The organism is Inquilinus ginsengisoli (assembly GCF_031453975.1).
Classification (GTDB): domain Bacteria; phylum Pseudomonadota; class Alphaproteobacteria; order DSM-16000; family Inquilinaceae; genus Inquilinus; species Inquilinus ginsengisoli_A.
This window is the reverse complement of the sequence record NZ_JAVDPW010000018.1, coordinates 22,196-42,018: the sequence shown is the minus strand read 5'-3', so window position 1 is coordinate 42,018 and position 19,823 is coordinate 22,196. Positions and strand designations below refer to the sequence as shown.

The window sequence follows — 19,823 nt, the reverse complement described above, 5'->3', positions numbered from 1 at the left end:
CGGCGGGATCGTCGCCTGCAGGGCGCAGAGGCAGTCGTTTGGAAGGGGCGTCGGGGACGCCCCTTCCTTTCCGTCACAGCGCCGGGTGCCGGTCGCCGAGGCCGCCCTTGCGCTCCAGCATCGCGCCGAGCCGCAGGAGCGTCGCCTCGTCCAGCCATTTGCCGACGAGCTGGATGCCGATCGGCAGCTGCTCCGAACTGAAGGCGTAGGGCACCGAAAGGGCGGGCAGCCCGGTCAGGTTGAACGGCGACGTCGCGGCCATGACATGGGTCCAAGGCACCGTCACGCCACCCACGACAAGCTCCTGTGCGCCGTGCGGGGTGGCCGTCATCGGGTTCACCGGTGTCAGCAGGACGTCGTATCTCTCGAAGAAGCCGGCGAAGGCGGACCGGAGGTCTTCGCCCTGCGCCTCGGCGGCGAGGAAGTCGGCGAAGGCCGGATCTGCCATGCCGACGATGCCGGCTCCGATCGCATGAAGTTCGCCCTCGCGCCCTGCTGCGAGCGCCTTGATCGAGGGCACGATCTCAGCATAGATCAGCGTCATCAGCGCACCGAGCGGGTTGCCGAGGAAGGGCAGGGTCACCGGTTCCACCTCGTGCCCCAGATCGGCCAGCCGGCTGGCGGCCGAAGCGACGGCCGCGACGATCTCGGGGTCGACCGGGCCGAAGGCGGCATCCGCAACCCAGCCGATGCGCAGCGGTCTGCCGGGGATCCGGCTGGCACCGGCGTCCGCATCACGCGGATGGACGGCGTAGCCGTCGACGCCGTCCGGCCCCTTCAGGATCGAATAGCCGAGCGCGACATCGCCGACCGTGCGCGCCATCGCGCCGACATGCCACCAGCGCCGGATGATCGAGGGATAATGGCCGGTGTAGGGAACGCGGCCCTGCGTCGCCTTGAGCGCCGCGATGCCGGTGAAGGCGGCGGGGCCGCGCACCGAGATCGCGACGTCGCTGCCGATGCCGATCGGCGACAGGCCGGCGGCGATGGCCGCGGACTCCCCGCCCGAGGACCCGCCGGGCGTGCGAGCCAGATTCCAGGGGTTGTTGGTGCGGCCGGTGAGGAGGTTGTCGGTTTCCGTCCAGGCCGAGAACTCGGGGAGGTTGGTCTTCATCAGCGGGATGCCGCCCGCGGCCTTGTAGCGGGCCACCGCGGTGGCATCGGTGGTGGGGACATGGCCCGCGAACAGCTTCGAGCCGCGCTGGGTGAGGACACCGGCGGTGTCCAGCGCATCCTTGATCGAGAACGGCACGCCATGCAGTGGGCCGAGATCGGCGCCGTCGGCGACGGCCTTGTCGGCCGCATCCGCCGCCGCTAGCGCATCCGCGGCCATCAGCGTGACGACGGCGTTGATCCGCGGGTTCACCGCCGCGACACGGTCGATATGCGCCTGCACGACCTCGCGGGACGAGACCTCCTTCGTCCGGATGAGCGCCGCGAGCGTCGTCGCGTCCTGGTAGTGGATCGGGTTCGTTTCGCTGATCTTCACATCGGGCATGATCGGTTTCCTGTGGGAAAAATCCTGTCTACCTGACGACAGGTAAACAACTCGCTCGCCACAGCTGGGCCTTCCCTTTCCCGATGTCAACGCCTATTTATCGTCAGGTAGATGGAGGATGCGATGGCAGCGGGCGACACCCGGGAGCGGATTATGGCGGCGGCACGGCTGACCGTGCAGGATCGCGGCTATAGCGGCCTCAGCTTCCGCGAGCTGGCGAAGGACGTCGGCATCAAGAGCGCCAGCATCCACCATTATTTCCCGACCAAGGGCGAACTGGGGGGGGCGCTGGCGGATCGCTACACCTCCGATTTCGCCGAGTATCTGGACGGCCTGCTGGCCGACGGCCTCGACCCCCGGACCTGCCTGGTGCGCTACACCGACGTCTTCCGCGACACGCTCCGCAACGACAACCGGATGTGCCTCGCCGGTATCATGGCCGCCGAGCACAAGGAACTGCCGGACGAAGTGCGGACCGAAGTGGTCAAGTTCGGAGCGATGAACGAGGACTGGATCGCCCGGGTGCTGGCAAAGATCGGCACCACCGATCCCGATGCCGTCCGGCATCGCGCCCGCGCGATCTTCGCGGCGGTCGAGGGCGCGCAGCTCGTCGCCCGCAGCCGCGGTGACGTGTCGATCTACGAAGGGATCGTCGCGACCTACCGAGGCAGCGGCCTCATCCCCTGAGCCCGCCTGTCTCCGTCGTCCATCGGCCGATGGCCGGTGCCGTCCCTCGAGATGAAACGATTGACGCCCCAGCCTGCTGCTGCCGCGACATGACTTGGTCGGGCGCATAGCCGTCGATTTCGGCTATTGGCCAGCGATGTCCGCCCTCCAACCAGGACGCCCTGTCAAAAGCCATGCGCGTCCGGAGACGTCATCCCGGTAACGTACGTCAGGATAGGCCTCCATCATCGTTAGGTTTGCCAAAGCGTTTCCCACTTGACGCCAAGTATACGTCCGGTAACGTACCTCAAAATGCGTCAGGGAGGCCGCCATGTCCGTGCCGTCGGGTTTTGTGCCCGACCCCGAGATTCGTTGCCGCGACCACCGCATCGGCGCGATCGGGGCCGGGTTCATCATGGCGGATGTGCATCTGGCGGCGTATCGCGAGGCGGGCTTCCCGGTCGTCGCCATCGCCAGCCGCAACCCGGACAAGGCGCGGGCGGTGGCGGCGCGCTGGGACATCCCCCGCGTCCACGACACGCCGGCGGCGCTGATCGAGGACCGCGAGGTCGAGATCCTGGACATCGCCTTTCCGCCCGACCAGCAGCCGGACCTGATCCGTCATGCGCTGCGCCAGCCGCACATCCGGGCGATCCTGGCGCAGAAACCGATGGCGATGGACCATGCCGAGGCGCAGCGCCTGGCCGCGGAGGCCGCGGCGGCCGGCAAGATCCTGTCGGTCAACCAGAACATGCGCTTCGACCAGTCGATGCGGGTGCTGAAGCAACTGCTCGACCGCGGCGCCCTGGGCACGCCGGTGCTGGCGACGATCGAGATGCGGGCGATCCCGCACTGGCAGCCCTTCCTCGAGGCCTATGGCCGGCTGACCCTGCTCAACATGAGCATCCACCATCTCGACGTGCTTCGCTTCCTGTTCGGCGACCCGGTCGAGATCTACACCGCGGCGCGGACCGACCCGCGCACCCGCTTCCCGCATCGCGACGGCATCTGCTGCTCCACCCTGTCCTTCCCGGGCGGGCTGATGGCGGTGAGCCTGGAGGATGTGTGGTCCGGTCCGCGCGCCGAGGGCTTCGAGAGCGACATCTACATCAAATGGCGGGTCGAGGGGACGGAGGGCCTGGCCCAGGGCACCATCGGCTGGCCGGACTATCCGAAGGGCAGCCCCAGCACCCTGGCCTATTGCGCGCCGGAGACCGGCGGCAGCTGGGTGCGGCCAAGCTGGGACACGATGTGGTTCCCGCACGCCTTCAAGGGCGTGATGGAGCAGCTGCAATACGCGGTGAAGACCAGCGAGCCGCCGCTGCTGAGCGCGGCCGACAACGTCCGCACCATGGCGCTGGTCGAGGCCGCCTACCGCTCGCTCACGGAAAAGCGCGCCGTCCGCCTGGCGGAATTCGGCGCCTGACACCAAGGACAACGAGAAAACACGGAGGAACGCGTCATGATCCAGGTCGGCATCTTCACCGGGTATTTCCCCTATTCGTTGCCGGAGACGGCGAAGAAGATACGCTCGCTGGGCTTCAACACCGTCCAGCTCGACCTCGCCTTCAAGGACATGGACCTGTCGACCGGCGCGATCACGCGCGACAAGTGCCGGACCATCCGCGAGACCTTCCGCGATCACGACCTGCCGGTCAGCGCCATCAGCGGCTACACCAACATCGTCCACCCCGACCCGGCGGCGCAGCAGGCGAAGCTGGAGCATCTGCGGACCCTGATCCGCCATGCCCGCGACCTGGGCAGCCCCTATGTCATCAGCGAGACCGGCACCTTCGCCACCGACAGCGACTGGGTGCACCACCCGAAGAACAAGACCGAGGAAGGCTACGAAGCCTGCCGCGCGGTGGTCGAGGACCTGGCCCGCACCGCCTATGACCACGGCGCCGTCTTCCTGCTCGAGACCTATGTGAACAACGTCATCGGCTCGGTCGACGAGACGCTGCGCCTGTTCGCCGACGTTCCCAGCCCGGGCCTGGGCCTGCTGATGGACCCGACCAACTACTTCGAATCCCACAACATCGACCGCATGGACCGCGAGCTGAACCGGATCTTCGACGCGCTCGACGACCGCATCCGGATCTCCCACGCCAAGGACGTGAAGCGGTCCGGCACCGACAAGTCGGAGAAGCATGCCGATATCGACGCGTCGGAGGCGCACAGCTTCCGCGGCGTCGGCGAGATCGAACTGCCGGCGCCGGGGCTGGGGTCGCTGAACTATGATCTGTACTTGCGGCGCCTGTCCCGCCGGCACCCGAACATCCCGCTGATCATCGAGCATCTGGAGGAGGCCGACGTTCCCCGCGCCAAGGCCTTCATCGACGGCAAGCTGCGGGCGCTGGGGGTCTGAGGCCGCATGAAGCAGGACACCACCGCCACGGACGCCGGCAACAAGGCGCGCATGGTCGACATCGCCCGCGAGGCCGGCGTCAGCCTGGCCACGGTCGACCGGGTGCTGAACGGCCGCGACGGCGTGAACGCCGGGACCGCGAGCCGGGTCCAGGCGGTGGTGCAGCGGCTGAACTACGCCCCCAACCTGGCCGCCAGCCAGCTGTCGCGCGGCCGGGTGCTGCAGTTCGACATCGTGCTGCCGGCCGGCGGCAACACCTTCATCCGGGACCTGGGCGAGGCGGTGCTGGCGGCGGAGCGGGACTTCAACGCCTTCGGCGTCAAGCCGCGGCGGCATCTGATCGAGGGCTTCGACCCCGACGCCCTGGCCGAGGCGCTGCGCCGGATCGGCCGGGGCAGCGACGGTGTCGGCTTTATCGCTCTCGACCACCCGGCGGTGCGGGAGGCGGTGGCGGAGCTGGCAGCCGCCGGCGTGCCGGTGGCGACCATGGTCTCGGACCTGCCGCAATCGGCCCGCATCGGCTATGTCGGGGTCGACAACCGCGCCGCTGGCCGCACCGCGGGCGACCTGATGGGCCGCTTCCTGGCGGGGCGCAAGGGCGAGGTCGGGCTGATCGCCGGCAGCCTGGCCTATCGCGGGCATGAGGAGCGCGAGGCCGGCTTCCGCAGCGTGCTGCGCGAGCGCTTCCCGAACCTGACTGTCCCGGCCCTGGTCGAGGGCCATGACAGCGTCGAGCAGAGCGCTACGGTGACCGCGCGGCTGCTGGACGCCCATCCCGGCCTGATCGGCCTCTACAACATCGGCGGCGGCAACCGCGGCGTTGCCGAGGTGCTGCGCCGCCGGCCGGCGGACGCGCCGCACCTCGTCTATATCGGCCATGAGCTGACGCCGCACACCCGCCGCTTCCTGATCGACGGCGTGATGGACGCCGCGATCAACCAGAATCCGCGGGCCGAGGCGGCGGAGACGCTGCGGCTGCTGCTGGGCCACCACACCCGGCCGGGGCCGGCCGAACCGGCCGCCCCGGTGCGGATCGAGATCTTCACGCGAGAGAACCTGCCGTAAGGCCGGAGGAGGACCCCATGCCCTTTCCCCAAGTGACCGAGGCCGACCGCGCCGCCTTCTGGCGCGACGGCTATGTCGTCAAATCCGGCTTCTTCGACGCCGAGGAGATCGGCCTGCTGCAGCAGGCGATCGCCCAGGACGAGGGCATTCGCAGCCATGTCGTGGCGCTGAAGGACAGCCTCGGCGGGTCGACCGAGCTGGCGCTGTGGAACCACCCGGGCGACGACCTGTTCGGCGCCTTCGCCCGCTGCGAGCGCATGGTCGACGGCGCCGAGCGGCTGCTGGGCGGCGAGGTCTACCACTACCACTCCAAGCTGACGATGAAGCGGCCGCGCGCCGGCGGTGCCTGGGATTGGCACCAGGATTACGGCTACTGGTACAACAATGGCTGCCTCTACCCCGACATGCTGTCGGTCGCCATCGCGGTCGATCGGGCGACCAGGGAGAATGGCTGCCTGCAGATGATCCGCGGCAGCCACAAGCTGGGCCGGATCGACCATGGAAGGGTCGGCGGCCAGACCGGCGCCGACATGGAGCGGGTGAACCAGGCGCTGGAGCGGATGCCGCGCGACTACATGGAGATGGCGCCAGGCGACGTCTGCTTCTTCCACGCCAACACCCTGCACGCGTCGGAGCAGAACAAGTCCGAGCATTCGCGCAACGTCATGCTGTGCTGCTACAACGCCGCCTGGAACGACCCGTACAAGGCGCACCACCACCCCGGCTACACCAGGCTGGAGCGGGTGGCGGACGACCGGATCAAGGCGATGGGCCTGACGCTCGACGCTGGCCACCGCGCCTTCTTCGATCCGGAGCGCGACGAGACCGTCGAGGCGAAGACGCAGCCGGAAGGCACCGCAGCGCGCTGAAGCGGGGTGCCAGAGCGATCCGCATCGCCGGGCGGCCCACTGCCGTGTCAGTCTCGATCCATGTCCGCCCGTCGATTGCGAGAAGGCGGCGATAACAGGGGAGGAAACGCATGTTCAGACGTTTGACGCTGTTGCTGTGCGGCATGCTGCTGGCGCTGGCGGCGCCGGCCGCGGCCCAGGCCAAGACCTTCTACTGGATCTCGCACGGATCGCCGGCCGATCCGGTCTGGACCTATTTCCTGGCCGGCGCCAAGCAATGGGCCGCCGACACCGGCCAGACGGTGAACACCTCGTTCCACAACGGCGACGTGCCGTCGCACCAGGAGGCGGTGCGCGCCGCGATCGCGGCCAAGGCGGACGGCATCGTCACCACCAGCCCGGACCCGGGCAGCCTGATCGAGGTGGTGAAGGAGGCGAAGGCCGCGGGCATCCCGATCATCAACTTCAACACCCCCGACCCCAAGGCCGCCTTCGACGCCTATGTCGGCGGCGACAACACCACCTTCGGCCGGCACTGGGCGCAATACCTGGTCGACAAGGGCCTGGTGAAGTCCGGTGACTTCGTCTGGCTGCCGGTCGAGGTCCCCGGCGCGACCTACGGCGTGCAGGAGGAGGAAGGCATTGCCAGCGTGTTCAAGCCGCTCGAGATCACCTGGGAGGTGACGGATTCCACGCTGGACCAGGCCGAGATCATCAGTCGCATGGTCGACTACCTGACCGCCAACCGGACGAAGATCAAGGCTGTCATCGGCCTGGGCGACCTGGTGACCGGCAGCATCAAGCGCGTGTTCGACCAGGTCGGCGTCAAGCCGGGCGAGATCCCCGTCGTCGGCTGGGGCAACTCGCTCGACACCACCCAGGAGGTCCTCACCGGCTACGTCAACGCGGCGCAGTGGCAGGACCCGCAGGCGACCAGCTACGTCGCCCTGTCGCTGGCGGCGATGGCGTCCGGCGGCGTCCCGCCGGGGTTCAACGTCATCACCGGCGCGCTGTACGAGAAGGACACCGCGGCGGTCTACGACAAGATCCTCTCCGGCAAGTAGGGCTCCACAGGTCTGCGCGGCCGTAGGTGCCGCGCAGACCCCTTCTCGGGACCGTCCATTGGAACACCGCTCGATCGTCCACCGCCTGGTGGCCAAGCCCGAATTCGGGCCCCTTGTCCTGCTCGTGGTCGAGCTCGCCGTGTTCTGGGCGATCAACCCCGAATTCCTCTCGCCCCAGAACATCAGCAACACCCTGGCCTTCACCGTCGAGCTCGGCCTGATCGCGCTGGCGATGACGCTGCTGATGACCTCCGGCGAGTTCGACCTCTCGGTCGGCTCGGTCTTCGGCTTCGCCCCGGTGCTGATGTGGACGCTGTTCAACAGCGGCGCCGCCCCGCTGGAGGTGGGCTTCGTCGCCGCCCTGGCCGTCGCCGCCCTGATCGGGCTGGTCAACGGCTGGTTCGTGACCGGGCTGAAGATCCCGTCCTTTCTGGTGACGCTGGGCATGCTGCTGGTGGTGCGCGGCACGGCGCTGTTCATCACCGACGGCTTCCCGCAGCGGACCTGGAACACCGGCGGCAACTGGCTGGCCTGGCTGCTGGCCGGCGACTTCTTCGTCGGCGGCTTCCGCATCTACATGTCGCTGTTCTGGTTCATCGCCGCCGCGCTGGCGATGGGCTATGTGCTGAACCAGACCAAGGCCGGCAACTGGATCCAGGCCGCCGGCGGCAATCCCGGCGCCGCGCGGGCCCGCGGCGTGCGGGTCGGCCGCACCAAGATCGCGCTGTTCGTGCTGTCGTCGATGATGGCCGCCCTGGCCGGGGTGATCAGCTCGGTGCGCACCTCGGCCGCCAACCCGAACAGCGGCACCGGCTACGAGCTCGAGGTCATCGCCATGGTCGTGATCGGCGGCACGGCGCTGAGCGGCGGGCGCGGCACCATCCTCGGCACCGTGCTCGGCATCTTCATCCTGCGGGTGATGCGCAACGGCATCGTCCTGATCGGCGTGCCCGGCCTCGCCTACAACATCTTCATCGGCGCGATCATCCTGGGGATGATGGCGCTGCACTCCTGGCTCGAACGCCGGCACCAGGCGGGGACCTGACAGCGATGGCCGAACCCCTGATCCGCATGGCCCATATCAGCAAGTTCTACGGCCGCGTCCGGGCGCTCGAGGACGTCGACCTGACCGTCGGCGAGAGCGAGATCGTCGGGCTGCTCGGCGACAACGGCGCCGGCAAGTCGACGCTGATCAAGATCCTCTCGGGCGCCATACCGCCGACCAGCGGCGACATCTTCATTCGCGGCCGCAAGGTCGAGATCGGCAGCACCACCGACGCCATCGCCCAGGGCATCGAGACGATCTATCAGGATTCGGCGCTGGTGACGCAGCTGTCGATCGCCCGCAACCTGTTCCTGGGCCGCGAGCCGATCCGGGGGCCGCGCCTGCTGAACCGCATGGACCACGCCGCCATGGACGCGGTGGCGCGCGACCTGCTGAAGCGGGTCGGCATCAGCAAGGACATCCCGCCCGGCACGCCGATCGGCTCGCTGTCCGGCGGGGAGCGCCAGGCCGTGGCGATCGCCCGCGCCATGCATTTCGACAGCGACCTGATCATCCTCGACGAGCCGACCAACAACCTCGGCGTGGCGGAGACCCAAGGGGTGCTGCGCTTCGTCCGGAACGCCCGGGATTCGGGGCATTCCTGCATCTTCATCGCGCACAACATCCACCATGTCTTCCAGGTGGTCGACCGCATCGTCGTGATGCGGCGCGGCCGCGTGGTGGCGGACGACATCGATCCCCGGCACACCAATGTCGAGGAGGTCGAGCGGATCATCACGGGAATGGCGGAAGACGGTTCCGCTGGCGTCGTGCGGGCACAATGACCGTCTGTGGCGCGCTCTCGCCGGGCTCCACTGCGGAATGAGGGGTAAATCGCGTGTGGCCGCGGCGAGGACGCGGCCACACGGCGACGTTCACTTCGGGTCCGGGGTCACCAGTTCCGTCTCGTCCGTGTTGACGACGAAGACCGCGAGCAGTTTGGACGGCTCCGTCTCGCTGGCATTGGCGCTGACGCCGTGATGGTCGCCGGGCAGCTCGGTGAAGTTCTCGCCGGCCTTGAAGGTGCGGACCGGCCCCTGATTGACCTGGATCTTGACGGCGCCTTCCAGCACCGTGGCGTAGATCAGCGCCGACTTGGGATGGGTGTGCGCGGGCGAATAGCCGCCCGGCCCGTATTCGACGAGAACGCCCTTGATGCTCTTCCCGGGCAGGTCCGGCAACGCGTGCTCGTAGACCAGCGTGACCCTGGCATTCTTGGAGCCCGGGGTATCGGCGAAGACCGGGCCTGAGGAGATGGCGACGAGGAGCGCCGCGAGAACGGCCTGTTTCATGGCGGAGTGTCCTTGATCGGTGATGTCGATTTCAGGCGGGGCGATGGTCGCGCAGCCACTCGTCGAGTGAGATGCGGCCAAGCCGTGCCTTGCCCAGCGGCACCAGCGAGGTCTCCTCGACGGTGCCGCCGAAATAGCGGGCCTTGGGGTCTCTCACGACGGGGCGGGTGTCGCCGACGGCCTCGAGATAGCGGGCGATGATGCGGTCGAAGGGAGCCCGGTCGGGGCCGGCGATGTCGAAGGTGCCGTCCTGCGGCGCGGCGGCCGCCGTCTCCGCCACGATGGCCGAGACGTCGGCGGCGGCAATCGGCTGGAAGAGACCGCCGGGCAGACGGATCGCCCCATCCGCGACGCTCGAGCCGGCGATGGCGCCGAGGAATTCCATGAACTGGGTGGCCCGCACGATGGTGTAGGGCACGCCGGAGGCTTTGATCAGCCGCTCCTGCGCCACCTTGGCCTGGAAATAGCCGTTGTCCGGCATCCGGTCGGTGCCGACGATGGAGAGCGCCACATGATGGCTGATTCCGGCCGCGCGTTCGGCGGCGAGGAGGTTGCGGCCGGCAGTCTCGAAAAACGCGAGCACTGCCTGGGGCTCGAACGAGGGCGAGTTGGCGACATCGACGACCACCTCGGCGCCGGCCAGGGCTTCGGAAAGCCCCTCTCCGGTCAGGGTGTTGACGCCGGTGCTGGGGGAGGCGGCGAGGACGTCGTGGCCCGATGCCCGCAGCAAAGCCACAATACGCGAGCCGATGAGCCCGCTGCCGCCGACGACGACGATCTTCATGGTTCACCTCTGGCGGTCAGGGCGCCCGGCGTCGTCCGATCGAGGAGCGCTCTCCTTCACCACACGGCCGACGCCTGGAGCCGAGATGCCAGACTGCGGATTCCGGAGCCCCTCGGCAATTGTGCCGACCGCTAGGCCGGCACACCGAAAGATGGGAAATCCTGGCCCTTGGCATAGGTCGGGCCGGCAGCCGCCACTGGCGTGACGCCCGCTTCCGAGACCGCTGTTCCTATTTCGCGCCGGCCTTCCAGGCGTTGTTGCTGCGATCCTCGTCCGGCAGCTTGTCGTCGGGGTCGAGGCGCACCTGCGCGACCGTCTTGCCGGCCTCGGTCGTCACCGTCGTTGCCGCCTGGCGGATGAAGCTCTCGGCCGGCAGGCGATAGTCGCGGTGACTGCCATCGGTGAAATCGACGCGCAGGGTCGCGGGCATGACCAGCTTGTCCCTGGCGGCGACCGTGATCACGGTGCCGTTGGCCGCGTCGCCCGGCACGACCTTGTCGACGGCGAGATCGAGCGACCAGTTGTGGTCGTACCAGCCGCGCCACCACCAGGACAGATCCTCGCCGGCGGCGCTGTCCATGAACCGGAAGAAGTCGGCCGGCTTGGGGTGCTTGAAGGCCCAGGCGGCGATGAATTCGCGGAAGGCGGCATCGAAGCGCTCGGGCCCGAGGATCTGCTCGCGCAGCAGCACGAGACCGAAGGCCGATTTGAAGTAGGTGACCGGGTGGCGGTACTTCTCGAGGATCGTGTCGGCGCGCGACAGGATGATCGGCGCATTGGGGTCCTTAAGCACGGCGAGGATCTCGTCGGCCGGATTGCCGCCGCCCGGCGCGTATTCGCTGTCGCGCTTGGGGGCGTATTCGCCCTTGTTGAAGTCGTCCGACTGGTAGACGTCGATGAAGGTGTTGAAGCCCTCGTCCATCCAGGCGTCGCGGCGCTCGTCGAAGCCGACGATCATCGGGAACCAGGTGTGGCCGATCTCATGTGCGGTGATCCAGAACAGGTCCTTGCCCGCATCGCTGATGCCGTCGAACAGCAGACCCGGATATTCCATGCCGGAGATGTTGTCGGGCCCTGCGACATTGACCGCGACCGGCCAGGGATAGGGATACCAGCGGGCGGAGAAGCGCTCGACCGAATCCTTCAGGTACTCGGTCGACCGGCCCCAGCGGTCGGTCCCTTGGCTCTCGGCGGGATAGAACGACATGGCCAGCGCCGATTTGTGGTCCGGCAGGTTGATGCGGGCCGCGTCCCAGGCAAAGGCCCGCGAGATCGACAGCGCCACATCGCGGGTGTGCTTCATCGCGAAATGCCAGGTCAGCGTGCCGTCCGCCTTCGGCCGCGTCGCCGCCTTGCCGATCTCGTCCGGGCCGATGACCGTCACCGTCGCGTCGCTGGCGCGGGCCTTGTCGAGCCGGGCGCGCTGGTCCCTGGTCAGGACCTCATCGGGATTCTTCAATTCGCCGGAGCCGGCGACGATCATGGCGCTCGGCACCGTGATCTCGTAGTCGAAGTCGCCGTACTCCAGGTAGAATTCCTGGGCCAGGAAGGGCAGCGTGTCCCAGCCGCGGATGTCGTCATAGACCTGCATGCGCGGATACCATTGCGCGAGGCTGTAGATCGGGCCGTCCTTGGCCTTGCCCCAGCCCATGCGCCCGCCCCATTCCTCTCCCGGAATGGTGAAATGGTACCGGATGTGGATCTTGACCTGGCCGCCCTTCGGCGCCAGCGGCGTGCCGAGCGGGATGCGCCCACGGGTATCGCTGACCAGGACGGACACCGGCGTGGTCTTGCCGTCGCGTTCGACGGAGACGTCGTCGAGCACGTAGCCGTCGGAGGAGCCCTTGTCCGGTTTGCCGGCGGCGTAGGTGCCGCGGCTGTCCGGCCGGTACGCGTTCTGGTCGAGCTGCAGCCAGAGCTCGCTGAGCGCGTCCGGGCTGTTGTTGGTGTAGGCGATGACCTCCTCGCCGCTCAGGGACGGGGTCTCGGGGTCGAGCGTCGCCTTGATCCGATAATCGGCGCGGTTCTGCCAGTAATCCGGGCCGGGCGCGCCGTTGCCCGATCGATAGAGGTTGACCGCCTGGCCCATCTCCCGCGGCGCGAAGGCCTCGCGCGGCTGGTAGTCCGCTGCCAGCACCGGGGTGGCGAGGAGCAGGGCGGCAAGGGTCGGCACGGGACGAAGCGACAACATGCGAGAACGAAACACTCGGCTGATCCGCGTCATGGGCTTTCCGCCTCCGTTGGCTCAGGATTGACCGCATGGCCTAAGGGCGACGACTGGGGTGCCCCGGGGCCCTTGACCTCAAATGGCCCCTCTGGGCGCCGTCGCGGACCATTGTCGCTTCGACGGTGACCCGGCCGATGCTTTCGCGCGCGATCCAAGAAGGAATTCGTGAGACCGATGAGACTCGCTTAAAGCACGATTCGCGCGACCCATGCATCCATTGGATACGCAAGGCCACAATATCTAATTCTAGCTAAATTTATATTATATCTCATCTTGAAAGGAAGGCGCGGGCGCAAAGAATCGAGAATCCAAGTTTGTGTGAACGCCGTGACGACTAAAAGTTTTCCTAAAATCTCGGCGGATGTACGGCTGCGCGCCGCACGATGACGCCGCATCGTGCATCAACCCCGTAAAAGGTCTTGGAGCCAGGCATCCCATCGCCCGGAAGGGGAGCAGGTCGATCGCCGCTTACCCTGATGACCGGATCGGCAGGTCCGGCGCGGCGTCCGCCGCAGGGTGCGTCCAGGCGATCGATGCGTATTTGGCGGAGCTTGGAGAGAGGTTCGGAGACCTTGTCCCCGGCCTCAGGTCTCAACTGCGTGATACCTGAGGATGCCTTTGACCGGCCATCCCGCTCGGGGGAAACCGGGTTGCTTGAGGTGCCGCCTGGCCCGGGAAGCCATGCGGCGGTGGTCGGAGTGAGAGGATTCGAACCTCCGGCTTCTACGTCCCGAACGCAAGGTTCTTCGAGCAAAAACAGGCGCATACGCTAGCAAAGGTATGCAGCTAAGGGCACATAACATCAGGGCGTTAGCGGATGTTGCGTACCAGTTGCGGGCCAGTCGCCAAGAGGCGGCGCCAATCAGCCGAGAACGGCGCCACTGCACGAGCGGCTGTTCGGCTTTCAGCTCGTGAAGCTGAAGCATCGACTCGCGCTTATTGTGGAAGTGGGTGGGAGCGGCGCCTGCAAGCGCCGTCGCTACCGATTCGCATGCCAGGATCCGCAGGAGGGGCAGCGATGACGTAGCAACTCCAAACAGCAGAAACCCCGCCCGAGATAACCCGGCCGGGGATCCGCATATCGTCAGAACTCGCAATCCCGACGATATGCTTTCCCCACACCGCCGGTCAAGGCCAAGCCGATTCTCGGCGCGGGAAAACTCACCCTCAATCCGGAGAGACTCCCGCATGACCGCTGCTATGCAGCCGGCAACCGACCACCCGTACCCTAGATCCAGGCCAGCGGCACAAAACAAGTTGGCGCTGATCGACGCGGCGTGGGTCTGCCACCACCTGGCGGAGCTTGCCCGCCTGACGCAGGCGGACAAGGCCGTCCTCTGCGGTCTCATCCGCCATATCGACCAAGCCGCGCTGGATGCCGGTAGGACCACTGTGTGGCCCTCGACTCCGTGCCTAGCTCTGGATACCGGCTACACCGAGCGCCAAGTGGCGCGTTCGCTGTCGCGCCTAGAGGCGGCCGGCCTAATCCGTCGTTTTCTGCCGCCAAGGTGGCGCACCTCGCACACTGATCTCTCGGGCTTCTGTCAACTTGCCGCATCCGTTCTCGACGCGCACGCCGAGGAGAAGGACCGCCGACTGCATCCGCGACGCCGCGGTGTCGTGGCTAGGCCTGCCGCTTCCGACATAGTGTCAGGGAACCCTGACATAGTGTCAGGGACAACAGAAACAGACATTGAACCAGCGATATCTGTTGAACAGAGTGACGCTTCGCGCAGTCAATTTTGTAGGCGGCCGGACAAGCCGGCCGCAGCCAATTCAGCCGGTGCCTCGGACGTTAGAGTTCGAGCAAGCCGACAGGCCGCCGACTGCAGCCCAGGTGGAGCAAGCTTGTCCGCCAGCCCTGGTTCGGCTCCATTCATCCAGGCGGAGCATGTGCGCAGGGCTCTTCTCGTCGCGTGGGAGGGGTCGCCGACACTCCGGCGGCTAGTGGACCGCGACCAGCTTCGATCGCAGCCCCTGGACACGCTGAACGCGATCGTCGCCCGGGACTATTTGGCGACCGTGGCCGGGGTCCGGAACCCGCACCGCATCTGGTCTTGGGCCGTTAACCGCCACGGGGGCGGAAACGCGATCCTCGGATGGATCATCGCCTGCGACACGCCAGTCTCTCCCGACCGACCGGAGCGCAACCCGGGCGGCTGGTTCACACGGTTCGCGACATCCGAGCGGCCCTGGGATCTATCCCGAAACCTGCGCCAGCTCTTTCGGGTTGCGCGCGCATGCCCGGCGCCGGCGGTGCCGGCCGACAACGCTGCCGAGGGCAGGGGCAGCCAAGCGGAGCAGAAGATGCCACCGACAATGGAAGGTCGGGCCGCGGTCGGCATTCTCGACGCCTATCGAGACGCGTGGATTCGAGCCGGAACACAGCGCCTCAGCCGCGGCCGCGCCGAGGCAGCCTGGAAGTCCTGGTTGGACGAGGCCACCGTCACCGGCCTAGACGACAATCGCTTGCAACTGCGGGTCAAGACCAGATTCGCTCGCGATCAGATCTTCAAGGACTACGGGGACATCTGCCGTGTCGCAGCCGAGGCGATCGGCTACGCCGGGGTTGATTTCGAGACCGGGCTGTCGACGCGATGATCAGCAGCCCTGTGCCATGGAAAGCAAAGCTACATGGATCTGCCATGCACCTGCCGAAGTCGCGCCGTTGCCTCGCAGCTGCTCTCGCGGCCCGCATTCCTCGCCGCGCTCTCTCGGCCTCCTTTTGAGCCGGGAGACATTTCTCCTTGCTGTTGCGCGGCAGCACGCAGTGCAACAGGAGCATGATCTAACGCCGGTCCACCCCTACGTCGAAATGATTCACGCGTGCGCCCAAGCAATCCCGGGATATCGTATCAGATCATTGCGTTATCCCCGGCCTGGATCGATTGCAGATAGTCCGGCTGCAGCGCAGAGACGCGCGACTCGGTTCACGTCTCAAACGATCCGGAATCCGGTTTGCCAACGACCCCTATGTACTGCTACAATTTTTAAGAATTTGAGGAAAGCCCTTTTGCAAGGCGCATTCGAGGCGCTGTAAAAAGTGAGATTCAGCGAAGCTCGCGGATATGCGAGGACAAGTCCTCGTCGGGCACTCGTTTCCGGCACCAGCCGCTGGAACAGCGTTGATGCGCGGTACAACTCTGCTTCAGCTTCGCTCACCAGATCTAACAGCATTCGGCTCGCGCCGTGGACAATGCCTGTGCTTTCGCCATCTGAGCGGTGCAGGAGATCGGGAAGGTGCACGGGCTGGGGCCGCTCAAAGCTCTCGACTGATCCTGCCCTCGTCGCCAAGGTGCATGATCTCGTCGTGCTCAGTGTCGATCCTCCCGCCCAGATCCAGGCGCTCGAGCGCACCCAGCCGGGCCTACCGATGAAGTCAGGGCGCGCCGGCACCATGAACCACAACCACCACGGAACGACCACGTTGTCTGCCGCCTCTGATGCGAGGCGTGTTCCGATCCCTACTCGACCTCCAGGCGACCATCAACCGGTTCATCGTCGAGCACATCCAGACGCACAATCCGTTGGTCTCGCGCGCAAGCTCAGAAACATTCATCGCTGCCGAAATCGTAAATTGCCGAGTGACGGAATTAGTTGAATACATCGTAAACTGTATTTGTGTGCGAAGTGGTAGTTTTAAATAATTACAATCTAGGAGGACGCTATGCCAAATGAAGGCGAAGCCATGCGCAATTTCATCGACAGATGGCGCGATATTGCCGTACTTGAGGTGGCTCACCAGTCGAGGGTCGTGGCCGGCAAGGAGGTGGCTTGGTGGCTGAACAAGGCAAACGCCACTACTGAGGACTTTATGAGTGCCTTAGCCGGTGATGGAACATACGTAGTCTCTGGGCGGCCATCTGAAAGTCGATTTGTGACGAGTTTTCTGAAACCATCTAGACCGATGGGCGCTCGTCTGGCTGCAGATCGGCAATTAGTTGAAGACTGGATCGCAGCTGGAACGCCAATTCCGGTCGCAATATCAGTACTTGAGGCCAAGACGGCGGTGCGCAAAACGACTCCATATTCAAAAGACCTTACGCCAGCCGAACTTCTTGCGAACGAGCCAGTGTATTTTCATCAATTGATGAACATCGAGGATCACCCCGATTTTCTGCCGGATGCAAAGGCTCTGGCACAGCACTATCTGGATGAAGGTGCAAAGAAACCGCTCAAGGATAGTGAGTACGAGCCGATAGACGATTTTACACACTACGATTCTGAAGAATTTGATGTGCGAATGCAGAATATATACAACAATCTTCTTTTGTCTATGTACAATACACATTGGTTTGATACTGGAATTCTACGAACTTATGATGAAACCGGCGTGACTACAAGGAGGTATCCGATAGGTAGAGTCTCAGACGCATGCCCAAGAGCCAGGATGCTCCAGGCGGCTCCGTTCAATCTTATCGATGGAGGCTGGCTACAAAACATTCTCACCGTTGGTCCTACCAGCAAAATTCAGTCGAATCTCTTCGCAATATGGAACGACGAGGCGGGCAATGGCTTGGTCAGTCAGAACCACCCGAATGTCTACGATGCACTCTTGAAGGGCCAGAATATCTATCTGCCTCCGATAACCACGCGCGAGTTTATCGAGCAGGACTTTTTGCCGGGTGCGTTCACATCGCCTTTGTTCGAGCTGGCTATTGGCAGATTTCCGCAAGCGTTTTTCCCAGAGATTCTGGGAATGACTCTCTATCTGGAATGGGAGGCTACGCCGACACTCACGTCATCGGTAAGGATGTACGCTGGCCGTGGTTTCAATCCTCTATTTTACGCATTACACGTTGCGATAGACAATATCAGCGAAGGGCACGGGGCTTTGGCGAAGGAGGCAGTAAAGCTTTATTTGGAGAATATCCGAGAGGAGGGAGGCGACAAGGCTGTCCAAGAGCATTGGGCGCGTATTCGTAACGGCTATATCACCTGGCTCACAATAGGTGATATGGGGATGGCGATGATTGAGCGATTTCTAATCATAGAGCGGAAGCAGATCAACAGAAGCTCGGATCCGAATAAGAAGGTTTGCTGGCCCGATGTGAAAGAATACTACAGGCGGCGAATGATCAAGCTTGTGGAGAAGAAGGCGCCCATCGCGAGGGATGTGCACCGCGGTAAATCGATCGGTGGCCGGGCCCTTTCAGAGCTCTTCGATGATCCTGAGGCGCTGCTGGATGCGCTGGTGCGCCATGGCTACATCGACCTTGCGAGCCCCCGTTACAGCAAGTTCCTGCAATTAATGGAGTTCAATGGGCCAATGTACGAGGTGTTTAGCGAACGAGATAAGAGCGTGGTGCTGGATTGGATCGAGTCAATTCAAATGACAGACCGTCCCTGTATCGACCCGTTGCCGGATGATGTCCAGCCTAGTGACCTGCCCGAAGAGGTTGCCAAGTTGATCTCAGATAGGGCCGCAGACGCTATGACGGCCCATGGTGGCATTTCGATGACAGGCGCGGACGGGAAGGAGATGGCCTTCGCTTCCGTTTTTGCTGACTCTGTGGCGGTGATGAAGGTCCTTAAAGGGAATGGTTGGGTTGTGCCATTTGATCCAGACCGAAGCATGTTTCTCTCGCGGGTGTTAAGCAACGGGGGACCGATGGAGCGCATATTCACGGCGGCGGAGAAGGAGATTTTTCGCGCGTGGATCGTTGCTGGTGCCCTTTTGCCCGGGGAAGGCCCTCGAGTATCTGACGTGCTACCTACTCTCAACCCAGCAGATGCTCAAAGACTTGAGAGCGCGATCGCCGCTGCGCGCGGGCGAGGGTGGCCGCGTCGGCACTTGATTGGAATGGGGGCGGTACACTGAGCAGTTCTGCGTACCTACACCGACAATGCATCATGCGTGGTAAGTGGTAACTTCCAAGGAGTGACCGTCGGGGTCCTTGAAGAAAGCGGAGAATGCTATTCCCGTATCTTCGGGGCCCTCGACTGTTACACCTTTTGATCGGAGATATTCAACGGTGTGGCCAAACTTATCTCCGTCTACGAGAAATGCAACGTGCTGTATTAACAAAAGTTCGTCGGGATTTGGTATAGGATTGGCTGTTTTTCTTAGAAAGAGACCAATCTTGATGTTGCCACGTCCAATCATCCAAGTTGTGGTCCATTTATGAAGCACCTCAAAGCCCATGATATCGCTGTACCAATTGCTCGAAACCTGAAGGTCTCTTATATTTATGGCAAAATGATCTAGGCCAGCGAGGTTTGGCGCCGATCCAAATGGTGTTTTGCTCATTTTAACGCTCCATCGTAGAATTAAGGAGATTTGTTTAGCGCTATCCCGTTATATTCGATTGGGATAAATCGTTTGCATAATAGTGTTTGCCTGCCGAATTGTATAGACCTATCGACAGCGGCAGTTATGGAGCCGGTTGAAGTTTTGGAATTTGGTCGATCACAGAATCGCGGTCCTGCCGCTTGTCCCGCGAGCGTGAAAGTTCGCTGTCAATCGTGCTGCTTGGGTCCGGGCCGCCGCGGTTCGCCTCGGCGGACGGCAGTAGGCTGATGCCGCCTGGAAGGCATGGCTGTCCGAGGCGGCCGAAGTCGGTGTTCACAAAGACCCCCTCCAGACGGGTCAAGACCAAGTTCGCCCGCGACAAGCTGTTCAAGGACTATGGGGATGTCTGCCCCATCGCCGCTGAGACTGCCGGCTTCGTCGGGGCCGATTTGGTGACCGACAAATAGCGCAGGTGATTGGCTCGGTTGGGAGCTGTCCAGCCAACTGGCGCTTGGTTAGCGGCGGCACGGGGCCACAGTGCGCTCCGCTCTGAAATTCCTGACACGGAGGTAAACCGGAAGTGCGCAGCTCCGTAGATCAGCGCCGGTGCCGCTGCCGAAAACGCGCCGGGGCCTCGCAGTGCCCGCGTCCTGCCCAGACGCCGCGGTTCTCGCGCTCTGCCTGTTCCTGCGCCGGCAGGTACAAGTCCTTGCTGAAGTGCGGGACGGCCCAGG

16 protein-coding genes and 2 pseudogenes are annotated in these 19,823 nt (G+C 64.5%); 13 read left to right on the top strand and 5 right to left on the bottom strand.

The annotated features are described in order from the left end of the window. Nucleotides 1-73 precede the first annotated feature (73 nt). Nucleotides 74-1,588: an amidase gene (locus E9232_RS34135; RefSeq protein WP_309801787.1), complete on the bottom strand. Its 1,515-nt coding sequence runs from the start codon at nt 1,586-1,588 to the stop codon at nt 74-76. A gap of 33 nt (nt 1,589-1,621) precedes the next feature. Between E9232_RS34135 and E9232_RS34130 the strand changes: the two genes are divergently transcribed. The 8 genes from E9232_RS34130 (at nt 1,622) to E9232_RS34095 (ending at nt 9,339) form a co-directional block, all read left to right on the top strand. Continuing rightward, a complete protein-coding gene (locus E9232_RS34130) occupies nt 1,622-2,185 on the top strand; it encodes a TetR/AcrR family transcriptional regulator (RefSeq protein WP_309801785.1) in 564 nt (187 codons plus the stop codon). Between the two features lie 310 nt (nt 2,186-2,495). Further along, a complete protein-coding gene (locus tag E9232_RS34125) occupies nt 2,496-3,590 on the top strand; it encodes a Gfo/Idh/MocA family protein (protein WP_309801784.1) in 1,095 nt (364 codons plus the stop codon). A 36-nt stretch (nt 3,591-3,626) separates the two neighbouring features. Beyond that, nucleotides 3,627-4,532: a sugar phosphate isomerase/epimerase family protein gene (locus E9232_RS34120; protein WP_309801783.1), complete on the top strand. Its 906-nt coding sequence runs from the start codon at nt 3,627-3,629 to the stop codon at nt 4,530-4,532. Nucleotides 4,533-4,538: 6 nt separating this feature from the next. Then, a complete protein-coding gene (locus tag E9232_RS34115) occupies nt 4,539-5,597 on the top strand; it encodes a LacI family DNA-binding transcriptional regulator (RefSeq protein WP_309801782.1) in 1,059 nt (352 codons plus the stop codon). Between the two features lie 17 nt (nt 5,598-5,614). Further along, nucleotides 5,615-6,466, top strand: coding sequence for a phytanoyl-CoA dioxygenase family protein (locus tag E9232_RS34110; protein WP_309801781.1), 852 nt, complete (start codon nt 5,615-5,617; stop codon nt 6,464-6,466). 110 nt (nt 6,467-6,576) lie between these two features. Then, entirely contained in the window at nt 6,577-7,509 is a 933-nt protein-coding gene (locus tag E9232_RS34105; RefSeq protein ID WP_309801780.1) for a substrate-binding domain-containing protein, read from the top strand. A 58-nt stretch (nt 7,510-7,567) separates the two neighbouring features. Beyond that, a complete protein-coding gene (locus E9232_RS34100) occupies nt 7,568-8,554 on the top strand; it encodes an ABC transporter permease (RefSeq protein ID WP_309801779.1) in 987 nt (328 codons plus the stop codon). Nucleotides 8,555-8,559: 5 nt separating this feature from the next. After that, on the top strand, nt 8,560-9,339 hold the full coding sequence (locus E9232_RS34095) for an ATP-binding cassette domain-containing protein (protein WP_309801778.1): 780 nt from the start codon (nt 8,560-8,562) through the stop codon (nt 9,337-9,339). A 90-nt stretch (nt 9,340-9,429) separates the two neighbouring features. Here the strand turns inward: E9232_RS34095 and E9232_RS34090 are convergent, their stop codons facing one another. The 3 genes from E9232_RS34090 to E9232_RS34080 all read right to left on the bottom strand — a co-directional run bounded on the left by E9232_RS34090 (nt 9,430) and on the right by E9232_RS34080 (nt 12,803). Then, the gene (locus tag E9232_RS34090) at nt 9,430-9,846 is read right to left on the bottom strand and encodes a cupin domain-containing protein (RefSeq protein ID WP_309801777.1); all 417 of its coding nucleotides are present in this window, start codon (nt 9,844-9,846) and stop codon (nt 9,430-9,432) included. Between the two features lie 31 nt (nt 9,847-9,877). Next, nucleotides 9,878-10,630, bottom strand: coding sequence for an SDR family oxidoreductase (locus tag E9232_RS34085; RefSeq protein ID WP_309801776.1), 753 nt, complete (start codon nt 10,628-10,630; stop codon nt 9,878-9,880). A gap of 229 nt (nt 10,631-10,859) precedes the next feature. Continuing rightward, nucleotides 10,860-12,803 carry a M1 family metallopeptidase gene (locus E9232_RS34080; protein ID WP_309801775.1) on the bottom strand — a complete coding sequence of 648 codons (1,944 nt, stop codon included), beginning with the start codon at nt 12,801-12,803 and terminating at the stop codon, nt 10,860-10,862. A 1,161-nt stretch (nt 12,804-13,964) separates the two neighbouring features. Here E9232_RS34080 and E9232_RS35890 point away from each other — a divergent pair. The 4 genes and pseudogenes from E9232_RS35890 to E9232_RS34065 form a co-directional block, all read left to right on the top strand. Further along, a pseudogene (locus E9232_RS35890) lies at nt 13,965-14,339 on the top strand (helix-turn-helix domain-containing protein); the annotation flags it as partial. Between the two features lie 366 nt (nt 14,340-14,705). Beyond that, nucleotides 14,706-15,458, top strand: a complete 753-nt coding sequence (locus E9232_RS34075) for a DnaA N-terminal domain-containing protein (protein WP_309801774.1) — start codon at nt 14,706-14,708, stop codon at nt 15,456-15,458. 649 nt (nt 15,459-16,107) lie between these two features. Then, nucleotides 16,108-16,296: pseudogene (locus tag E9232_RS34070) on the top strand (IS630 family transposase); the annotation flags it as partial. Between the two features lie 228 nt (nt 16,297-16,524). Then, nucleotides 16,525-18,678 carry an iron-containing redox enzyme family protein gene (locus E9232_RS34065; protein ID WP_309801773.1) on the top strand — a complete coding sequence of 718 codons (2,154 nt, stop codon included), beginning with the start codon at nt 16,525-16,527 and terminating at the stop codon, nt 18,676-18,678. Nucleotides 18,679-18,708: 30 nt separating this feature from the next. On the opposite strand, the gene E9232_RS34060 is transcribed toward E9232_RS34065, so the two are convergent. Then, nucleotides 18,709-19,107 (bottom strand): VOC family protein, encoded by a 399-nt coding sequence (locus E9232_RS34060; protein WP_309801772.1) that lies wholly within the window; start codon nt 19,105-19,107, stop codon nt 18,709-18,711. 311 nt (nt 19,108-19,418) lie between these two features. Between E9232_RS34060 and E9232_RS34055 the strand changes: the two genes are divergently transcribed. Further along, nucleotides 19,419-19,556, top strand: coding sequence for a hypothetical protein (locus tag E9232_RS34055; protein WP_309801771.1), 138 nt, complete (start codon nt 19,419-19,421; stop codon nt 19,554-19,556). Nucleotides 19,557-19,823: the final 267 nt, after the last annotated feature.

Coding starts and splice junctions, on each gene's coding strand:
- E9232_RS34130 (WP_309801785.1), top strand. CDS start 1,622: ATGGCAGCGGGCGACACCCGGGAGCGGATTATGGCGGCGGCACGGCTG.
- E9232_RS34125 (WP_309801784.1), top strand. CDS start 2,496: ATGTCCGTGCCGTCGGGTTTTGTGCCCGACCCCGAGATTCGTTGCCGC.
- E9232_RS34120 (WP_309801783.1), top strand. CDS start 3,627: ATGATCCAGGTCGGCATCTTCACCGGGTATTTCCCCTATTCGTTGCCG.
- E9232_RS34115 (WP_309801782.1), top strand. CDS start 4,539: ATGAAGCAGGACACCACCGCCACGGACGCCGGCAACAAGGCGCGCATG.
- E9232_RS34110 (WP_309801781.1), top strand. CDS start 5,615: ATGCCCTTTCCCCAAGTGACCGAGGCCGACCGCGCCGCCTTCTGGCGC.
- E9232_RS34105 (WP_309801780.1), top strand. CDS start 6,577: ATGTTCAGACGTTTGACGCTGTTGCTGTGCGGCATGCTGCTGGCGCTG.
- E9232_RS34095 (WP_309801778.1), top strand. CDS start 8,560: ATGGCCGAACCCCTGATCCGCATGGCCCATATCAGCAAGTTCTACGGC.
- E9232_RS34090 (WP_309801777.1), bottom strand. CDS start 9,846: ATGAAACAGGCCGTTCTCGCGGCGCTCCTCGTCGCCATCTCCTCAGGC.
- E9232_RS34085 (WP_309801776.1), bottom strand. CDS start 10,630: ATGAAGATCGTCGTCGTCGGCGGCAGCGGGCTCATCGGCTCGCGTATT.
- E9232_RS34065 (WP_309801773.1), top strand. CDS start 16,525: ATGCCAAATGAAGGCGAAGCCATGCGCAATTTCATCGACAGATGGCGC.
- E9232_RS34060 (WP_309801772.1), bottom strand. CDS start 19,107: ATGAGCAAAACACCATTTGGATCGGCGCCAAACCTCGCTGGCCTAGAT.